Origin of the sequence: Anthropogastromicrobium aceti (assembly GCF_020687335.1) — a bacterium.
In the GTDB taxonomy this organism is placed as follows: Bacteria; Bacillota; Clostridia; order Lachnospirales; family Lachnospiraceae; genus Anthropogastromicrobium; species Anthropogastromicrobium aceti.
This window is the reverse complement of the sequence record NZ_JAJEQN010000059.1, coordinates 1-16056: the sequence shown is the minus strand read 5'-3', so window position 1 is coordinate 16056 and position 16056 is coordinate 1. Positions and strand designations below refer to the sequence as shown.

Genomic DNA, 16056 nt, shown 5'->3' with positions numbered 1-16056 from the left:
GCCATATAAAATTGCTATTCTGTCTGAATGCAAGCATTCACAGAAAGCAATTTTGCATGGCTCTGAATAGTTACAAATTTCCAATGAATACATTATCACAAAAGGAAGCTTCCTACAAGATAAATACCAAGTTTTGCCACGCCGCTTAAAACCATGACAAGCACTGGGTTCATCTTGCGAAACTGAATCAGATACACAGCAACAATAAAGATAATTACCATATCAATCTGTGTCTTCTGAATCAAAATCATACCTTCTGGCCAAAAAGCTGTAACTAGAATAGAAACACCTGCTGAAGCTATAAGTGCAACAACTGCCGGGCGAAGCATTCCTAGTATTCCCTGTAACAGATCCATTTTTCTGTAACGAAGATAAAGCTTTGCAAGAAGCGTAACTAAAATACATGAAGGAAGGATACATCCAGCTGTTGCAATAGCCGCTCCGCCAATACCCGCAACCTTTAATCCTACAAATGTTGCACTGTTTACTGCAATCGGACCAGGTGTCATCTGTGAAATCGTTATTAAATTAGTAAATTCTGCCATGCTAAGCCATTTGTGACTGTCAACCACCTGACTTTGAATAAGTGGCATCGCAGCATATCCGCCTCCAAAAGAAAAGGCACCGATCTGAAGAAAACTTAAAAATAACTGTAAGTAAATCATTTCTGCACCTTCTTTCTCTGTGCTAGTGTAAGAACTGCACCTAAAGCACCGCAGGCTAAAATAATCAATACTACATTGACATTACATACATAACCTGCTATAAATGCTGCAATCATAATGCACATAGATAATATACTTTTTGAGCGGACAATTCCGCTTCCCATATCAAATACAACACATGCAATTACTGCACCAACGCCTGCCTGCATTCCTGTCAGCACCTGCTGCACATACACATTTGAAGCAAACAACTCATAGAAAAATGAAATAACAGAGATGATTACAAATGGCGGAATAATTGTTCCTGCAATCGCCGCTATAACTCCAATAATACCTTCCAGCTTATAACCGACTACAATTGCACCATTTACAGCAATCGCGCCAGGTGTGGACTGCGCAATTGCAACAAGATCGAGCATCTCTTCCTCGTCAATCCATCCAAGTTCATCCACAAATTTCTTTTTCATTAATGACACGATGACATAACCACCGCCAAATGTAAAGGCACTCAGATATAGAGTAGACCAAAACAGTTTGAGCAGACGCATCTTTTTTGATGCTGTCTGCTCCAGATTTTTTTCCAACTTTTCGCTCATGACTTCTCCCATTGTCCGCCTGCTGCCAAACGGTTTTTGACCGCTTCCATACGCTGATCTAGTGTATTGATCATCTGCGCACATTCAAACAATTCTTTTTGAAGAGAATCCTTTTCAAATTCTGGAATCTCCTTTTTGTAGCGCAGCTTGTGTTCAAGACTTGCCCAAAAATCCATTGCGATAGTACGCAGCTGTACCTCAACCTTCATCAAACACTTTTCATTCTGAAGAAAAATTGGGACACGTACAATCAAATGAAGACTGCGGTATCCGCTTGGCTTTGGATTTTTAATATAATCCTTTGTCTCAAGCAGTTCAATGTCATCCTGATCAAGCAAACATTTTGCCAATGTATATATATCTTCCTGAAATGAGCATATTACTCTCACACCGGCAATATCATCAAGATTTTCCTCCATTGACTTTGCACTAAAGGATTTTCCTTTTTGAGCCAGCTTACGACTGATACTCTCCATTGACTTTAATCTCGTCTTTATCGTTTCAATTGGATTGCGATCATACTGAAGTAAATACTGTTCATTCAATACTTTAAACTTTGTCTCAATCTCCATAATTGCACAGCGATATTTCGACATAAGCTCATCAAATGGCCGTTTGTTGTCCTGAATCACATCGATTACATTCGAATTTAAAATCGCACTTCTAAGTACACGATCCATGATCTCTCCTGAAAATTCGATATGTTCAGTTCTGAGTTCTCTTATATCCATAGAAACCCCATTTCTGCGCATTAAATGCGCGGTTACTCTTTTTATTACCCTTCTTAAAGAAAGCTGCCAGCAACTGCCGACAGCTTTCTACTTATTTTTCTTAAATCAGAGACTTGTACAGCTCTGCAATTTCCTCTACGCTTGTCTCTCTCGGGTTACCTGGTCTGCACGCATCATCGTATGCGGACTGAGCTAAGAACGGGATATCCTCTTCCTTAACGATAGCCTTTAAGTCAGCTGGAATACCAACATCCTCAGACAGCTTGCGAACTGCATCGATTGCAGCCTTACGATACTCTTCCTGAGTCATGTTATCAACACCCTGAACACCCATTGCTCTTGCAATTTCACGATACTTCTCGCCAGTAGCCGGTGCATTGTACTCCATAACTGTCGGAAGGATAATTGCGTTTGCAACACCGTGCGGTGTATCATACAGAGCTCCTAAAGGATGTGCCATAGAGTGTACAATTCCAAGACCTACATTAGAGAATCCCATACCTGCAACATACTGTCCAAGAGCCATGTCTGCTCTTCCCTCTGGTGTGTTTGCTACTGCATTGCGAAGGCTTCTGGAAATAATCTCGATTGCCTTTAAGTGGAACATATCAGACAGCTCCCAAGCACCTGCAGTGATGTAACCCTCAATTGCATGAGTAAGTGCATCCATACCAGTTGCAGCTGTCAGTCCCTTTGGCATACTAGACATCATCTCTGGGTCTACAAATGCAACAACCGGAATATCCTTAGGGTCTACACATACCATCTTACGATTCTTCTCAACATCGGTGATAACGTAGTTGATTGTTACCTCTGCTGCAGTACCTGCAGTAGTCGGAACTGCAAAAATCGGAACAGACTTATTCTTTGTCGGTGCAACACCCTCAAGGCTTCTGATATCCTCAAACTCTGGGTTTGCAATTACAATACCGATACCCTTTGCGGTATCCATAGAAGAACCACCACCGATTGCGATCAGGTAATCAGCACCAGACTTCTTGAATGCTTCAACACCAGTCTGTACATTCTCGATTGTTGGGTTTGGCTTAATATTGGAGTAGATCTCATAATCAAGACCAGCTCCCTCAAGTACATCAATTACCTTCTTTGTAACACCAAATTTAATTAAATCCGGGTCAGAGCATACGAATGCTTTCTTAAATCCTCTTCCCTTTGCCTCGGTAGCAATATCCTTAATTGCTCCTGCGCCATGATAAGATGTCTCATTTAACACAAATCTGTTAGCCATTTGTTTCTTTCTCCTTTAAATTTATTTTTCATAAAGGAACTCTTCTGGAAGAGTTACCTTAAAATCAACCGCTAAGTCGCGGAAATTCTGCGGTGTGATTGTCTGACGCTTGTTTGGCTGCATGGACAGCATCTTTACAAGAATCTCTGCTGACTTCTCTACAGTATGCATCAGACCAAATGTCAAATCAAAGTCCTCACCTGCTGCAAACATACCATGATGAGCCCAGATTGCAACATCGTACTTCTTCATCAGCTCACTTGTAGCAACTGCAATGTCTCTTCCGCCTGGAACCATCCACGGAACAACACCTACACCATCTGGGAATACAACTGGGCACTCGGTAGCCATCTCCCAAAGCTCTCTTGTAAATACCTTATCCTCTAATGGAAGAACAAAGGTCAGCGCAATTACATTAGTGGTATGTGCATGATAAATAACACGATACTTACCATTTGTAGCAAGCTTCTTTACCTCATGGTTCATCAGATGAGACGGCAGCTCACTTGTTGGTCTTCCGCCATTTACAAGTCCCCATACGATACGGTAATTTTCACCCTTATCATCTACCTCAATCATGCAGATGGAATCTTCTGGTTTAATGATAACATTGCGGAAATACTTGCCGCTTCCTGTTACAAGAAAATATTCTCCTGCCAGATTCGGAACGCTAGTACCGATTGGCTTCCACTCCTTTGCCTCAAAGTTTTCCTTAACGGACTCTACCTCTTCCGGCTTTACACGATAAGAAAGGTTTCCGCCGTTTCTCTCATGCCAGCCCTGCTCCCAGCCATCGTTTGCCATACGAATGAATCCCTGAACAAATTCTGCATCTAAAAATCTCATGATTGTATTCTCCTGTCTGCTGTCAATAATCAATTTGTCAAACGCAAATTTCACTCTGCGCACTTGCCTACAGTATAGCCTATTTTTCACGAAAAAGAAAGTCTTTTTTTGACAAATATTATTTAATTTCGACTATAATAAAGCTCTGCGGTGCCATTTTGATCTCGCTGCTGCATTCAACAGTTTCCTTCGGTGCAACACACATCGGTTTTTTAGCACAGTTGTAATCAGTAAGTGCTGCGCACATAACAGTCTCTTTAACTGGTGTCAGTGCCTTTCCTTCCTCATTCTCAAGGTCAATGCTTACTTCATTGTCTGTTGTATTTACAAGCTTAACTATTGTAGTTTTATCTTCAGTTTCGCCTGCGCTGCAATAAATTCCCTGTGCACGAAGCTTTTCAATCTGATCTCCCAGATCAAGTGTGCTCTCTGCACGGAATTTTGAAAACAGTTTCTGTACATAATAGCTTGGTGTTCCCCAACTAGTATTTTCATCCATCCAAATCAGATCTGGTGCCCACTGCGTATAATTTACTCTTGCAAACAGCGGTGCATATGAGGAAAGTGCTACTACATCGGCATTTCTCTCAATTCCTGTCAAAAATGCTGCTTCACTGATACCAGCCTTCCAGTTATTCTTGCTGACATGGGCAATATTAATTTCCGGATCATGAGCTGCGTACTCACCGGCAAATACCTTTATATCTCTCGGATAATTATCGTAAAAATCATTGTGATCTAAGAACCACTGCGGTGGCATATAATAATGCTCATCAATTGCATAAACAAAGTTTGGATTGTTCTTCTTTTCCTTGCGGTAGAACTCCCATGCATCGGTGTAATGATTTGAGGTAACATCCGGTCCTGCTGAACCAATAAGCTTTATCTCTGGATACTTTGCATGGATACGCTGTTCGAAAATCTTATAGCGTGCAAAGAAATCTGTATTATCCATCTGCCACTGCTCATTTCCAATTCCAAGATATTCAAGTCCAAACGGTGCCTTATGACCAAGCTGTGCTCTAACCTTTCCCCACTCACTTGACTCGTCGCCATTTGCAAACTCAATTAAATCAAGCGTATCCTGAACCATCTGTTCAAACTCTGCACTTCCAATTTCCATGTACTCATAAGACTGATACTGACATGCCATTCCTACATTCATAACAGGAAGCGGCTTTGCACCAATCAGATCACACAACAAGAAAAATTCATAATAACCAATTCCAAGTGTCTGGTTGTAGTGAGAAAATTCACTGTGGAAATCGTTTTCCTTGCGGTTGTTATGTACAGCCCAGCGGTTCCAATTGCACTTTCTGTCTTCAATGCGCTTTAATGTATCCTTGAAACGATAACGGTTGGACATTGTATTTCCTTCTACAATACAGCCTCCTGGGAAACGCATAAATGCCGGCTTTAATGCCTGTAAAATCTCAAAGGCATCCTTTCTAAATACACCTGCAACTGCATCTGCCGGAATCATGGAAACAAAGTCAAACTCAGCTGTTCCTTTTTCTGCAAGTGCCAATACAAACAGCGCACCATTTACGTCATCTGATGCAGTTACAGTAAGTGTATACTTGTGCCAGTAGTGCATCTTATCTTCCTCTGCCATATGCACACTGCCCTCTGCATATGTTACGCCATCCTTTACAACCTTTGCAGTGATCTCTCCTAAAAAGCTGACTGCTCTTGCATAAAAGGAAACGTTATATGCAGCACCTTTCTTTAAGGTAATTCCGCTATATGCCTGATTGGAAAAGCCAGCACCTGCCTCATTTGCTGTAAAGCGAAGATAATGAGGATTTTCATCAGAAACGGGACTTCCACAAACGACCTGCAAGCGAGCGCTGTCCTCTGCCGGGTATGCCTTCCAGCCATATCCCCCGTCAAAAATTGTATAATAATCACCCTTATCACCATAGCAATCTACAAATTCAAAGTTACGGTTTTCAATAAGCTCTGCATAAATGCCGCCATCTGCACCATAATTAATATCCTCAAAAAATACTCCGATCAGATCCTTTGAAATTGGTGTTGTTTTTTTCTGTGATACTGTTAATTTCATGATTTCGTATCTCCTTTTCCTTTCTGTTGATATTTTCTAATTTTTTGTTTTATGCTTCGTTTTGTTTTTGCAAAAACTTAGCTGTTTTCTTTGCCTTTATTTGCTGTTTTCTTTTTCGACACCATTTTTTTCGCATATGTCATTTAAGCAGCAGCGATGACAATATGGCGATGTTCTTGCCGTACAGATCTCTCTTCCGTGAATAACAAGTCGATGACAAAAGTCACTGCCTTCTTCTGGAGGAATCAGCTTCCATAATGCCATCTCAACCTTCTTTGGCTCCTTTATACCATCTACCAGACCAATGCGATTCGAAAGTCGAATGCAATGTGTATCAGTTACAATTGCCGGCTTTCCAAATACATCTCCCATAATCAGATTTGCACTTTTTCTGCCAACACCCGGAAGCTTCAACAGCTTATTAAAATCATCTGGTACCTTGCAGTCATACTCATCGCGAAGCATTGTCATGCAAGCCTTTATGTCTCTTGCCTTACTTTTTCCAAGTCCACATGGACGCACAATCTCTTCAATATCTGATTCATCTGCGTCTGCCAGAGCACTGATTGTTGGAAATTTTTCATAAAGCCCTGGAACAACCTGATTTACTCTGGCGTCTGTACACTGTGCTGCAAGACGCACGCTGATTAAAAGCTTCCATGCATCCTCATACTCAAGCGTACATCCTGCATCAGGATATTCTTTTTTTAAACGTGCAACTGTCTCAAGCGCAAGTTCTTTTTTTGTCATATGTTCCTCCCAAAAACCACAGCAGTTTCCGCATCCTCATAAGCACGAAGAAGCTCTGCCACGCTCCATGCCTGCGCAAAGCAGCCTCTTGATTCAGCAGGACATTCACCATCATAAATCTCAGCAATTTGTCCCAGACATCCTTCTGCAAGTGCTGCATTTAGCTGGTCTAGCTGATGCAAAACCTCCTTTGCTGTCTGCTTTGGCTCATCAGAAAAGCGAATGCATGCACGATAATATGCACCAAGCGGATATGCCCACACAGTTCCCTGATGATATGCCATATCACGCTCAAACTGAGTACCGCCATAATGTGGATGAAACTGCGGATCATACAGAGAAAGACTTCTTAATCCCACTGGTGTGTAAAGCTCTCTTCTTACCTGTGCAAGAATTGCTTTTGCCTGTTTTGCTTCAATCATAGTAAATGGCATTGTCAATGCAAAAATTTCATTGCAGCGAACCTGCTTTGACGCATCATCTGGCTCTCCATTTTCAGGCAGTACATCATAAAGTGTACCGTCTGGCTTTGTAAATTTCTTTAAAAAGCTCTTTTTGATTTTTTCTGAAAGCACATCTAGGCGCGCTGCCTTTTCTTCTTCACCCTGCTTTTTTAAAAGCTCTCTCACTATACAAACAGCATTATACCAGTATGCATTGATCTCAACTGGCTTTCCATGGCGTGGTGTTGGCAAAATATCACCAAACCGCACATCCATCCACGTCAGCTGCCACAGACCATTTCCAGCCGCAAGAAGTCCATCCTCTTCCATATGAATGTTATAATCTGTTCCTTTTTTATACCAGCTGATGATCGACTCTGCTGTTTTAATTGCTTCTGCTTCAAAGCTAGGATCACACTCTTTCTCTGTCACATGCTGCAGATATTCCCAAAGAGCATTTATAAATAGCAATGATGCATCTACTGTATTATACATCACCTCATCCTTACCCTCTGGAAAGAGATTTGGCATGATTCCCCTGCGGCAATAACGCATAAATGTTTGTAAAATACTCTTTGCTGCCTCCATCTGGCCAATTGCAAGCGTACATCCATAAAAAGCAATCATCGTATCACGGCCCCAGTCACCAAAAAATGGAAAACCTGCCATAATACTCATGCCGTCTGTGGAATCACGTCTTGTCAAATGTGCCTGTGCACTTACAGCTAACTGACGAGCCGTTTCACTTACTCTTCCACTTTGCTCCATAACTGCTTTCTGGCGCTCATGCTCCTGATTCCATAAATGAGAAAATACTGCTGAAAGATCATTCTGTGTTTTTTCTTCTCTTTCGCGCTGTATATTCATCCAGTTTTCATCCATGCCATAAATCAAATTAAGCATAACACTGCCATTTAACACACGCTTATCAATATCTTCTTCTGTTGTATGCGCTGACTTGATTTTATGAATCTTTCGTCCGCCGCCCCAGCCATCTCGTCCGTCAGGTCCATCCTGATCAAAACGATACCACTGTACTTGTTCTTCTTCCATCGACTCGATATCACCATCTGTATCAAGATACAAACTTGCCTCTTTTGTTGACATAAAAAGGCGATCTGCTTTTTTTCGGCAGCTAATCGTCTCGTATGTAAGTGGACGATCATTTTTTGAATGAAAACCATACACTGGAATAACCTCAATCCATGCATCCACGCCCTCATCTGCATAAAGCTGATACTGTATTGCCAGACTGTTTGTTCCATATACAAGTGTCAAACGTTTTGTGACACGCACACCCTCTGCCATATATTCCCAAGAAGGCAGTCCGTCATAAAAAAAGCTGTCCAGAAAACGAAAACCCGCTGCATCATCTGATGATGTAACATACGCCTGTGAATCCAGACGATAAGCATTGCTGCCCACATGAAGAATCTCTTCTATTCGGCGCACCATGGCAAAACGCTTTGTTGGTGCCACAAGCGCTGCCGTGAGCAAATTGTGGTCATGACGCGCATTTGAACCAATCACTGTCTGGCTGCAGTAGCCGCCAAGACCATTGACCAAAAGAAAACTATGTTCTTCTCCACGCTGCAGTGTTTTCCAATCTGATCTTCCCAAATAAAAGTCCATAATTTTACATCCTTCTTTATATTTTCTCGAATTGCTTCGACAAAAGTATACCATAAATTATTTATCATGACAATGGACACAGACTGAAGAAAAAATTATATTTTTGCGCACTAAAAAGCGGGCATCTTTTCTTCTTTTTTGATGCCCGCTGTCAAACTATTTCATCCATCGGATTTTGCCTCTTTCAATTATTTAGTTTTATTTGTTTTCCGTTCCTCTTCTTTATCTTCTTTTGCCTTCGTTAGCTTGTTACTTTTATGTTATCGGTCTTCTACCGTTCTCCTATTAAACTAACTTCATTTCATTCATCTATCTTTATTCTTAATTCTTCACTACAAACCTTTATGAGACTTGAAAAACATTTATCTGACTTCGTCTGATAATTCTTATTTGTTTTTCTTTTTTATTCTCTGCCTATTAGCCTTTCACTACGCCATTGGACTGTACTCCACTTCATACATTTTTGTTCTTCTATGTACTTTCTGCTTTTGTACTTTGTACATTTACTTTCTATGCCATCGGACTGTACCTCTTTCCAATCGTTTTGCTTTTCAGCTTTCTTTCTGATCTCTTCTAATACCACTTACCGTCCCATTGGTCCGTACCTCTTTTCGATCATTTTTGCTTTTCAGCTTTTTTAGATTTTGATTACTATCCCATTGGACTGTACCTCCTTTTTTAGATTTCTTGTAAGATTTATTTCTAATATCTTACTTGAGTTGTTTTTCTTTGTTTGTGACTTCATTATATCCTGTCTCTTTCTATTTGTCAAGTACTTTTTTAAAATATTTTTCATTTATTTTCACTGTTCATTTTTCATTTCTTAATTATCAGAATTTTCTAACATTTTTAACAAGGTAGCTATTCGCAATCCGCTTCGCTACTTGCTTATCTACGTTAAAAAAGAGGAGGGATTTCTCCCTCCTCTGGCTGCTTATCTGGCTGCTTATCAGAAGCCCTTCAGCTTGAAAATAATTGTTTCATAGCATGAATTATCTTCGCGTTGATCTGTAATCGCAACAATCACATTTCCCTCTTCATCCATGCAGGTTCCATTTACATATGGCCAATTTAAAGTTCCAAATAATTCTTCATAAGAAACCTCTTTGAGGATCGCACCATCAAAACCAACAAAGATTACATTTTCCATCCAACTGTCAAATATAACCCAGCCATTTTGTGTCTGCTCAAATGCAGATACACCTTCTAACATACCGCTTTCTGTATCTGTTGAACTAATTGTCATCACTTCATTCCAATTATTATCATAGATATTAAGCAATGTCTCTGATTCCTTATATCCACATACTGCCTGATAGTCCTTTGTTACACTGACTGAATTGATACCCTCAACTGGATCAATTACACGTTCTTTATTAGTTCCTGTTTCAAAGTCGTATTCTGTGATACTGTTGCTGTAGCTCCATCCAACTGCTTTCTTTCCTGATGGATGCAGTGACACCATTACGCAGTAATTAAGCAGCACTTCATTCTCTTCTGTACCCCATCGAACAAGCGGTCCGCCATTTCCAAGTGCATACAGATTTCCATCTTCGTCTCCAAAGATATTTTCAACATCAAAATCAAAATAGACATCTCCTTCATATGCGAGTCCTCCATCTTCATCACTGTACTCGCTAACGTCTCCATCTGTAAGTACATAATACCAGCCGCCTGATTTTGCTACTTTTGAATATCCATTATTGAAGGTAGGATATACAGTATCAATTGGAAGATATTCTGCTTCAACTGTGAAATTTCCTACTTGAACTGGTTCTGTATCTTTTGGAACATAAACCTCTCCATCCCAATACCATGGTGTTTTTGTTTTAGTGTATTCCTTTTTATGGAATGTAACATTATCTATCAGTTCTGTTACACGAGGATCCTCAGGATCTCCATATACCATAATTTTTGCATACATAGCAGATTCTTGATCGTATCCAAAAAATGCTTTGTAATAATCATTTTCTCCCTGAACAAATTCCATTCCTCCGATTGAAACAGTTTCGCAGGAATCCTCTACAATCACATCATAAGCATTGATTCCAAAATCATATAGCTCAGATGCATAGTCAAGCGGGGTATTGATGCTTGCATTAATTCGCACGTAAATTCCATCATCCGGAATACTTAACTCCACATAAGATCCATAATCTGAACTATATGAGTACTCACTATATTCCCAGTCCGAACTGTATCTAACTGTCACATGAATCTGCTCTGCTTCCTCAAACTGCTTTTCTGCTTCTGTCGGAGTGGTCTCCCCCGTCGTATTTACTTTGCTTCCATGTGCCTTTCCCGTAGACACTGTCTCTGCCTGTGTACATAAAACACCAGACATGACCATAATAATAGCTAAAATCCACGCTGCGTACACTTTTTTTCTCATAGGCCTCTCCTTTCTGAACTTAATTGTTGTCTCACTTTTGCTATATCTTTGTTCTTTTAGTATATACAATTCCTATGAGAAAAAGAATACTCTTTTGTGTACTTTTTAATATCCTGGTGTTACTAATCCCAGACGGCTTGCCGCAACTGCCAGCTCTGTGCGATTTCGATAACCTGTCATATCCTTTAAATGTGATATATATTTTTTTACAGTGTATACTGAAAGATGAAGCGTCTTTGCAATCTCTTCATCCATTTTTCCTGCTGATAACTCTCTCAAAACATTCATATGCTGCCAGTCAATCTCTGTGCTCCATGCATTCCCAATCTTAACAACTGGTATTTCATCCGGATAAACATTTTCTCCGTTAATAACTGCGCAAATTGCCGCAGTAATCTCACTGTCATCAGAAAGTTTGTAGCAGAATCCCTCGATTTTTGCCTCACGCGCTCTTCGTAAAAGTTCCGGATCAAGCTGCGATGTCAAGATAAGAATTTTCACAGCCGGAAAATTTTTTTTAATTTTAACAGCAGCCTCTAGTCCACTAGCATTCATTGCCGTGCAGACATCCATTAAAATCAGATCAATATGTTCACGGCAGCAATATGCCTCTGCCATCAGCGCATTTTCAATCACATATGATATAAAGATTTTCTCCATCTTATCTAACACCATTTCCAGATGGCGCGCTGCCATTGGATCATCCTCTACAATCATTGTGCGATATCTTTTTCTTTTTGTATTTACCATATGCCTGCCTTTCTGCGCTTTTGCGCTCAAACTTATCTGTAACTTTACTAGCAGGTACAGATAAGTTTAACAGTAAGGCTAAACCTTGGCGTCCATTCAATTGTGACCACTCCTCCAGCTGCCTCAATCTGCCTGATCAAACCTGCCAGTCCACCGACTGGTTCTATTGGTCCCTTCGGCTTATTTCCATCATTTTGAAAACTTAATATTTGCCATCCATTTTCTTTTTTACTTTCGATTCGAAGCTTCCGTGCATCTGCGTGACGAACTGCATTTGTAAGTGCCTCTACTGCAATTTTCACTGCGAGTTCCCGAATTTCCTGCTCTTTTGGAAAATCTCCTAAAAACACAAGTTTCACACCTACTGCATTTGCTGTCTGAATCAGATACGTAAGCGGATCTTTTGTCTTTGTACGCCGCTCTCCTAAATCGAAAATCGTAATTGTTTTTTTCCAGGAATCTAATGCTTCCAAAACAGCATCCTCACCTTTATCATCCAAAAGTGCTCGTCTTGTCTGCATAAGTGTTCTTCCAAGCTCATCATGAAAGCGCATCTTTGCCTGAAGCAATTCCTCATCTCTTGCTGCCTTCACAATCTGCTTTTGATATTCCTGAAGGCGTTTTCTAATCTGAAATAATGACTTATTTTTTCGTTCCTGTTCACACAAAAGTCCATACAGATCCGTCGTATCTGCTGATGTAATTTCCACGATTTCTTCGCCGTCCAACTCTAGTATTGACCTTGTAAATGTTCTGCACTCTCCATTTGCAAAGCGGATCAAGTATTGATTTTCTTTTGTAAGCTCTGGCCGTTTTTCGCACACAATTCCATTTTGCAAGTTTCCGTCTGCAATTCTGTCCCAAAAATATGTTGCATTTTGCAGCGACTCTCCTATAAGCCTATAGCTTAACGATTCCATCATTCGATTTAAAAATAACACATTGCCTGATTGAGCCGCAAAGCATAGCCCCATTGGAAGATTATCACCGCCTTCCTTGATCGCTGCTCTGCGATTTTGAAACATATTTCTCCACATGAATTATCCACTCATCCTCTTCCATAATAACCTTATATATGGTATTTTCATCAAACACTGCATGTACCTGCTCGATCATTACTGGCTGTCCATTCTTTTTTTCTAATCCTTGCGCAATCATCATTCTAAGTGCAAGATTTCCATTGTCTGTGCTTATTCTAACAAAAATAGTTTCCATTGTCTTTAAAAACAACTCTATAATCTGTTCAAAGCAATCATACATCTGCAGTACTAATAAAAATGGTACCTTGCCCTCTTTTGTGCAAAAAACATCACCGTCAACTCCAGCCCATTTCATATTGTCAACTGACTCTCTAATGCAAAATAAAAGTTCATCCAGTAAAATCTGATCATTTTTTTGCCCCAAAAACAAAAGATTGCAGCGGCGCTTCATATAAGTTCCAATTACGCTGATCTTAAAAAGCTGTTCTCTCGCTGTATTCTCTTTTTTTTCTGAAAGCTCAGATGCAATTTGCTGAATTGTTTTTTTCATATCAGCTTCTATCCTGTCATAAAGCTGCGTCTGAGCTGCAATTTTGGCCTGCTTTTCTTCTATTTCATTTTCTGCCTTTAACAATGCATTGCTGACTTCAAGCTCTTTCTCGCTTTTTTGAAGTGACTCTAGCAATGTATTAAGTAGAGATATATCCTCCTGCCAGACTACAAAACCTCCCTTTATTGCACCTGCCTTGACGCGGACATTTTTTTCTGTACAGCATCCTGTCTGCATTGCCTGCCTAACCATCTGCTCAGATAATAACGAGCTATTATGACTACTTGCCAGTATACTCGCATCATTTCGTCTGATCTGTGCATTTAGCGTGCTGCCATTAAAAAATTGTTCATAGCCTGTATTAACAGGAATGAGACCACTCCACATACAACACGTAATGGAAATCATCACAAGCTGACAGATTACTGATGTCATATCTCCTGCTATTAATCTTAAAACTTGTATTTTGGCAATATACGATATAGCATAAATTCCAATCAGAATAATTGGCACAAACGGCAGAAGCTTTCTCTTTTTGCTGTGTGGTACCTTTGCACCTCGCATCATAAATAATAATGTCATGCACATACATACAGCTACCCATATCATTACTATATAATATCCCCACGAATAATGATACTGATCATCTGACCAGAAAGTTTCCTCTCCAAATGAAAAAACAGCCTGATGAACATCATTTGTCATTACAAGTACAAAAAGTGCAGTACTAATCCCTGCTGCAAAAACGCTCCATAACGGCAGTCTGTAATCCTCTGATTTTCTAATGTGAAGCGATGTGTACAAACAAAAAAGAGGAATAAAAATCATTGGAAGATAATAGCTGTACCACAAATATCTTCCCCATACAGATGTATTTGGCAGCCTAAATTTTACTGTGCGCACAATCATCCAGAAAAGCATAAGGAAGACTATCGCACTTAGCCATCTTTTTACTGTGCGCACGACAACATGACGGCGCAGCAAGATGCCCCAGACAATATATGTAATAAAATAAATTGCTGTGCGTCCATCACTTAGCCACACAGATAATTTTAAATTTGTGGTCAGGCGCGCCACATGGCGAAAAATCACAGCTGCTGCTACTGCCAGAATCCATATGGTCACAAGTGCCACTTTTCGTATTCGTTCTCTCCCCAATGTTCTGCCCTTTCACTGTACTTGTATATATCATCTGCCGTTTAAACACATTTTTTCATCACAGCTTCACAACCTGATGACCTGCCGCTTTAAGCAAACGATTCATAACAGCAAAGCCGCAGCCACTTGTATCAAAGCTCTCTGAGTAGATAAAATCTACATTTTCTTCATCAAAATCTCTAAGTGCCCTAAACAGATTATGCGCAACACTATCCATTGAAATCCGGCTTCCAACTGAAATAACTACATCTGCCTTATACAACTCTTTGGACTCATCTGTTGCCATAATTCCAATACGAAGCCCCTGCTCTCTCTTCTTTTTTGCCTCCTCATTGATATAAGTAATCACCTTATCCTGCGCGCCTTCCACTAAAACCATAGATGCCTTTGGCGCATAATGGCGATACTTCATGCCTGGAGCTTTAGGATGCACATCCTTTCCTACCTGACGATAAACTGCAGCATCTGTCTCTACTGTGCCTAATACCTGCTGCAGCATCTCTGGTGTTACAAAGCCAGGGCGAAGCAACATCGGCACTTCTCCAGTCAGATCAATAATTGTCGATTCCACACCAATTCCAACATCACCGCCATCAATGATCATTTCGATTCGTCCATTCATATCTTCAATTACATGGCTTGCGCTTGTCGGACTTGGACGTCCTGAAAGATTTGCACTAGGCGCTGCAATTGGCATCTTACATTCCTGCAATAATGCCCTAGCCACCAAGTGGGACGGCATACGAATCGCAACAGTATCAAGACCGCCTGTTGTCTCGTACGGAATATTGTCAGCCTTTGGCAAAATCATGGTCAGTGGTCCTGGCCAAAATACATCGGCAAGTGCTTCTGCTCGTGCAATAATCTTTGCGTTATCTGTCTTTATGAGCGGATAGAACTGTTCCATATCAGCGATATGCAAAATCAATGGATTGTCAGATGGACGTCCTTTTGCAGCATAGATTTTCTTTGACGCCTCCTTATTTAATCCATTTCCGCCAAGACCATACACAGTCTCAGTTGGAAATGCAACAAGACCGCCCTGTGCCCACACATCTGCGGCTTCTTTTGCGGTTGCTTCTATATTTTCTTTTGTTATATGAATAATTTTTGTCTCCATTTTGTTATGGTCCTTTTATTGTATTTTCGGATTAATATTATGATGTTGTGGTCAAAAGGTATTTTGCCCCCAACTGATATCCACGAATTGCTCCGTTGCTATGCAACTTTCGCAATTCTAAAAACA

13 protein-coding genes are annotated in these 16056 nt (G+C 40.4%); all 13 read right to left on the bottom strand.

The features are described 5' to 3' along the window. Window positions 1-95: 95 nt before the first annotated feature. Window positions 96-665, bottom strand: coding sequence for a chromate transporter (locus LKD48_RS15260; protein WP_308732497.1), 570 nt, complete (start codon window positions 663-665; stop codon window positions 96-98). Further along, window positions 662-1261: a chromate transporter gene (locus LKD48_RS15255; protein WP_308732496.1), complete on the bottom strand. Its 600-nt coding sequence runs from the start codon at window positions 1259-1261 to the stop codon at window positions 662-664. Before LKD48_RS15255 ends, LKD48_RS15260 begins: the two co-directional genes overlap by 4 nt. Beyond that, the gene (locus tag LKD48_RS15250; protein WP_308732495.1) at window positions 1258-1992 is read right to left on the bottom strand and encodes a GTP pyrophosphokinase; all 735 of its coding nucleotides are present in this window, start codon (window positions 1990-1992) and stop codon (window positions 1258-1260) included. The genes LKD48_RS15255 and LKD48_RS15250 overlap by 4 nt, the downstream gene beginning before the upstream one ends. A 100-nt stretch (window positions 1993-2092) precedes the next feature. After that, entirely contained in the window at window positions 2093-3241 is a 1149-nt protein-coding gene (gene fucO / locus LKD48_RS15245) for a lactaldehyde reductase (protein ID WP_308732494.1), read from the bottom strand. Between the two features lie 21 nt (window positions 3242-3262). Continuing rightward, complete coding sequence (rhaD, locus tag LKD48_RS15240; protein ID WP_066563598.1) at window positions 3263-4087, bottom strand: rhamnulose-1-phosphate aldolase; 825 nt, start codon at window positions 4085-4087, stop codon at window positions 3263-3265. A gap of 118 nt (window positions 4088-4205) precedes the next feature. Next, complete coding sequence (locus tag LKD48_RS15235; protein WP_308732493.1) at window positions 4206-6155, bottom strand: alpha-L-arabinofuranosidase family protein; 1950 nt, start codon at window positions 6153-6155, stop codon at window positions 4206-4208. Window positions 6156-6251: 96 nt separating this feature from the next. Then, window positions 6252-6905, bottom strand: a complete 654-nt coding sequence (locus LKD48_RS15230) for an endonuclease III domain-containing protein (protein ID WP_227100824.1) — start codon at window positions 6903-6905, stop codon at window positions 6252-6254. Next, window positions 6902-8980 carry an amylo-alpha-1,6-glucosidase gene (locus tag LKD48_RS15225; RefSeq protein ID WP_066563588.1) on the bottom strand — a complete coding sequence of 693 codons (2079 nt, stop codon included), beginning with the start codon at window positions 8978-8980 and terminating at the stop codon, window positions 6902-6904. The genes LKD48_RS15230 and LKD48_RS15225 overlap by 4 nt, the downstream gene beginning before the upstream one ends. A gap of 949 nt (window positions 8981-9929) precedes the next feature. After that, on the bottom strand, window positions 9930-11372 hold the full coding sequence (locus LKD48_RS15220; RefSeq protein WP_308732492.1) for a hypothetical protein: 1443 nt from the start codon (window positions 11370-11372) through the stop codon (window positions 9930-9932). Between the two features lie 105 nt (window positions 11373-11477). Next, window positions 11478-12122: a response regulator transcription factor gene (locus tag LKD48_RS15215; protein WP_118615799.1), complete on the bottom strand. Its 645-nt coding sequence runs from the start codon at window positions 12120-12122 to the stop codon at window positions 11478-11480. Between the two features lie 47 nt (window positions 12123-12169). After that, the gene (locus LKD48_RS15210; protein ID WP_308732491.1) at window positions 12170-13159 is read right to left on the bottom strand and encodes a sensor histidine kinase; all 990 of its coding nucleotides are present in this window, start codon (window positions 13157-13159) and stop codon (window positions 12170-12172) included. Beyond that, the gene (locus LKD48_RS15205; protein ID WP_118615805.1) at window positions 13107-14810 is read right to left on the bottom strand and encodes a histidine kinase N-terminal 7TM domain-containing protein; all 1704 of its coding nucleotides are present in this window, start codon (window positions 14808-14810) and stop codon (window positions 13107-13109) included. The genes LKD48_RS15210 and LKD48_RS15205 overlap by 53 nt, the downstream gene beginning before the upstream one ends. Before the next feature lie 58 nt (window positions 14811-14868). Next, complete coding sequence (locus LKD48_RS15200; protein WP_118615807.1) at window positions 14869-15930, bottom strand: L-threonylcarbamoyladenylate synthase; 1062 nt, start codon at window positions 15928-15930, stop codon at window positions 14869-14871. Window positions 15931-16056: the final 126 nt, after the last annotated feature.

Coding starts and splice junctions, on each gene's coding strand:
- LKD48_RS15260 (WP_308732497.1), bottom strand. CDS start 665: ATGATTTACTTACAGTTATTTTTAAGTTTTCTTCAGATCGGTGCCTTT.
- LKD48_RS15255 (WP_308732496.1), bottom strand. CDS start 1,261: ATGAGCGAAAAGTTGGAAAAAAATCTGGAGCAGACAGCATCAAAAAAG.
- LKD48_RS15250 (WP_308732495.1), bottom strand. CDS start 1,992: ATGGATATAAGAGAACTCAGAACTGAACATATCGAATTTTCAGGAGAG.
- fucO (WP_308732494.1), bottom strand. CDS start 3,241: ATGGCTAACAGATTTGTGTTAAATGAGACATCTTATCATGGCGCAGGA.
- rhaD (WP_066563598.1), bottom strand. CDS start 4,087: ATGAGATTTTTAGATGCAGAATTTGTTCAGGGATTCATTCGTATGGCA.
- LKD48_RS15235 (WP_308732493.1), bottom strand. CDS start 6,155: ATGAAATTAACAGTATCACAGAAAAAAACAACACCAATTTCAAAGGAT.
- LKD48_RS15230 (WP_227100824.1), bottom strand. CDS start 6,905: ATGACAAAAAAAGAACTTGCGCTTGAGACAGTTGCACGTTTAAAAAAA.
- LKD48_RS15225 (WP_066563588.1), bottom strand. CDS start 8,980: ATGGACTTTTATTTGGGAAGATCAGATTGGAAAACACTGCAGCGTGGA.
- LKD48_RS15220 (WP_308732492.1), bottom strand. CDS start 11,372: ATGAGAAAAAAAGTGTACGCAGCGTGGATTTTAGCTATTATTATGGTC.
- LKD48_RS15215 (WP_118615799.1), bottom strand. CDS start 12,122: ATGGTAAATACAAAAAGAAAAAGATATCGCACAATGATTGTAGAGGAT.
- LKD48_RS15210 (WP_308732491.1), bottom strand. CDS start 13,159: ATGTGGAGAAATATGTTTCAAAATCGCAGAGCAGCGATCAAGGAAGGC.
- LKD48_RS15200 (WP_118615807.1), bottom strand. CDS start 15,930: ATGGAGACAAAAATTATTCATATAACAAAAGAAAATATAGAAGCAACC.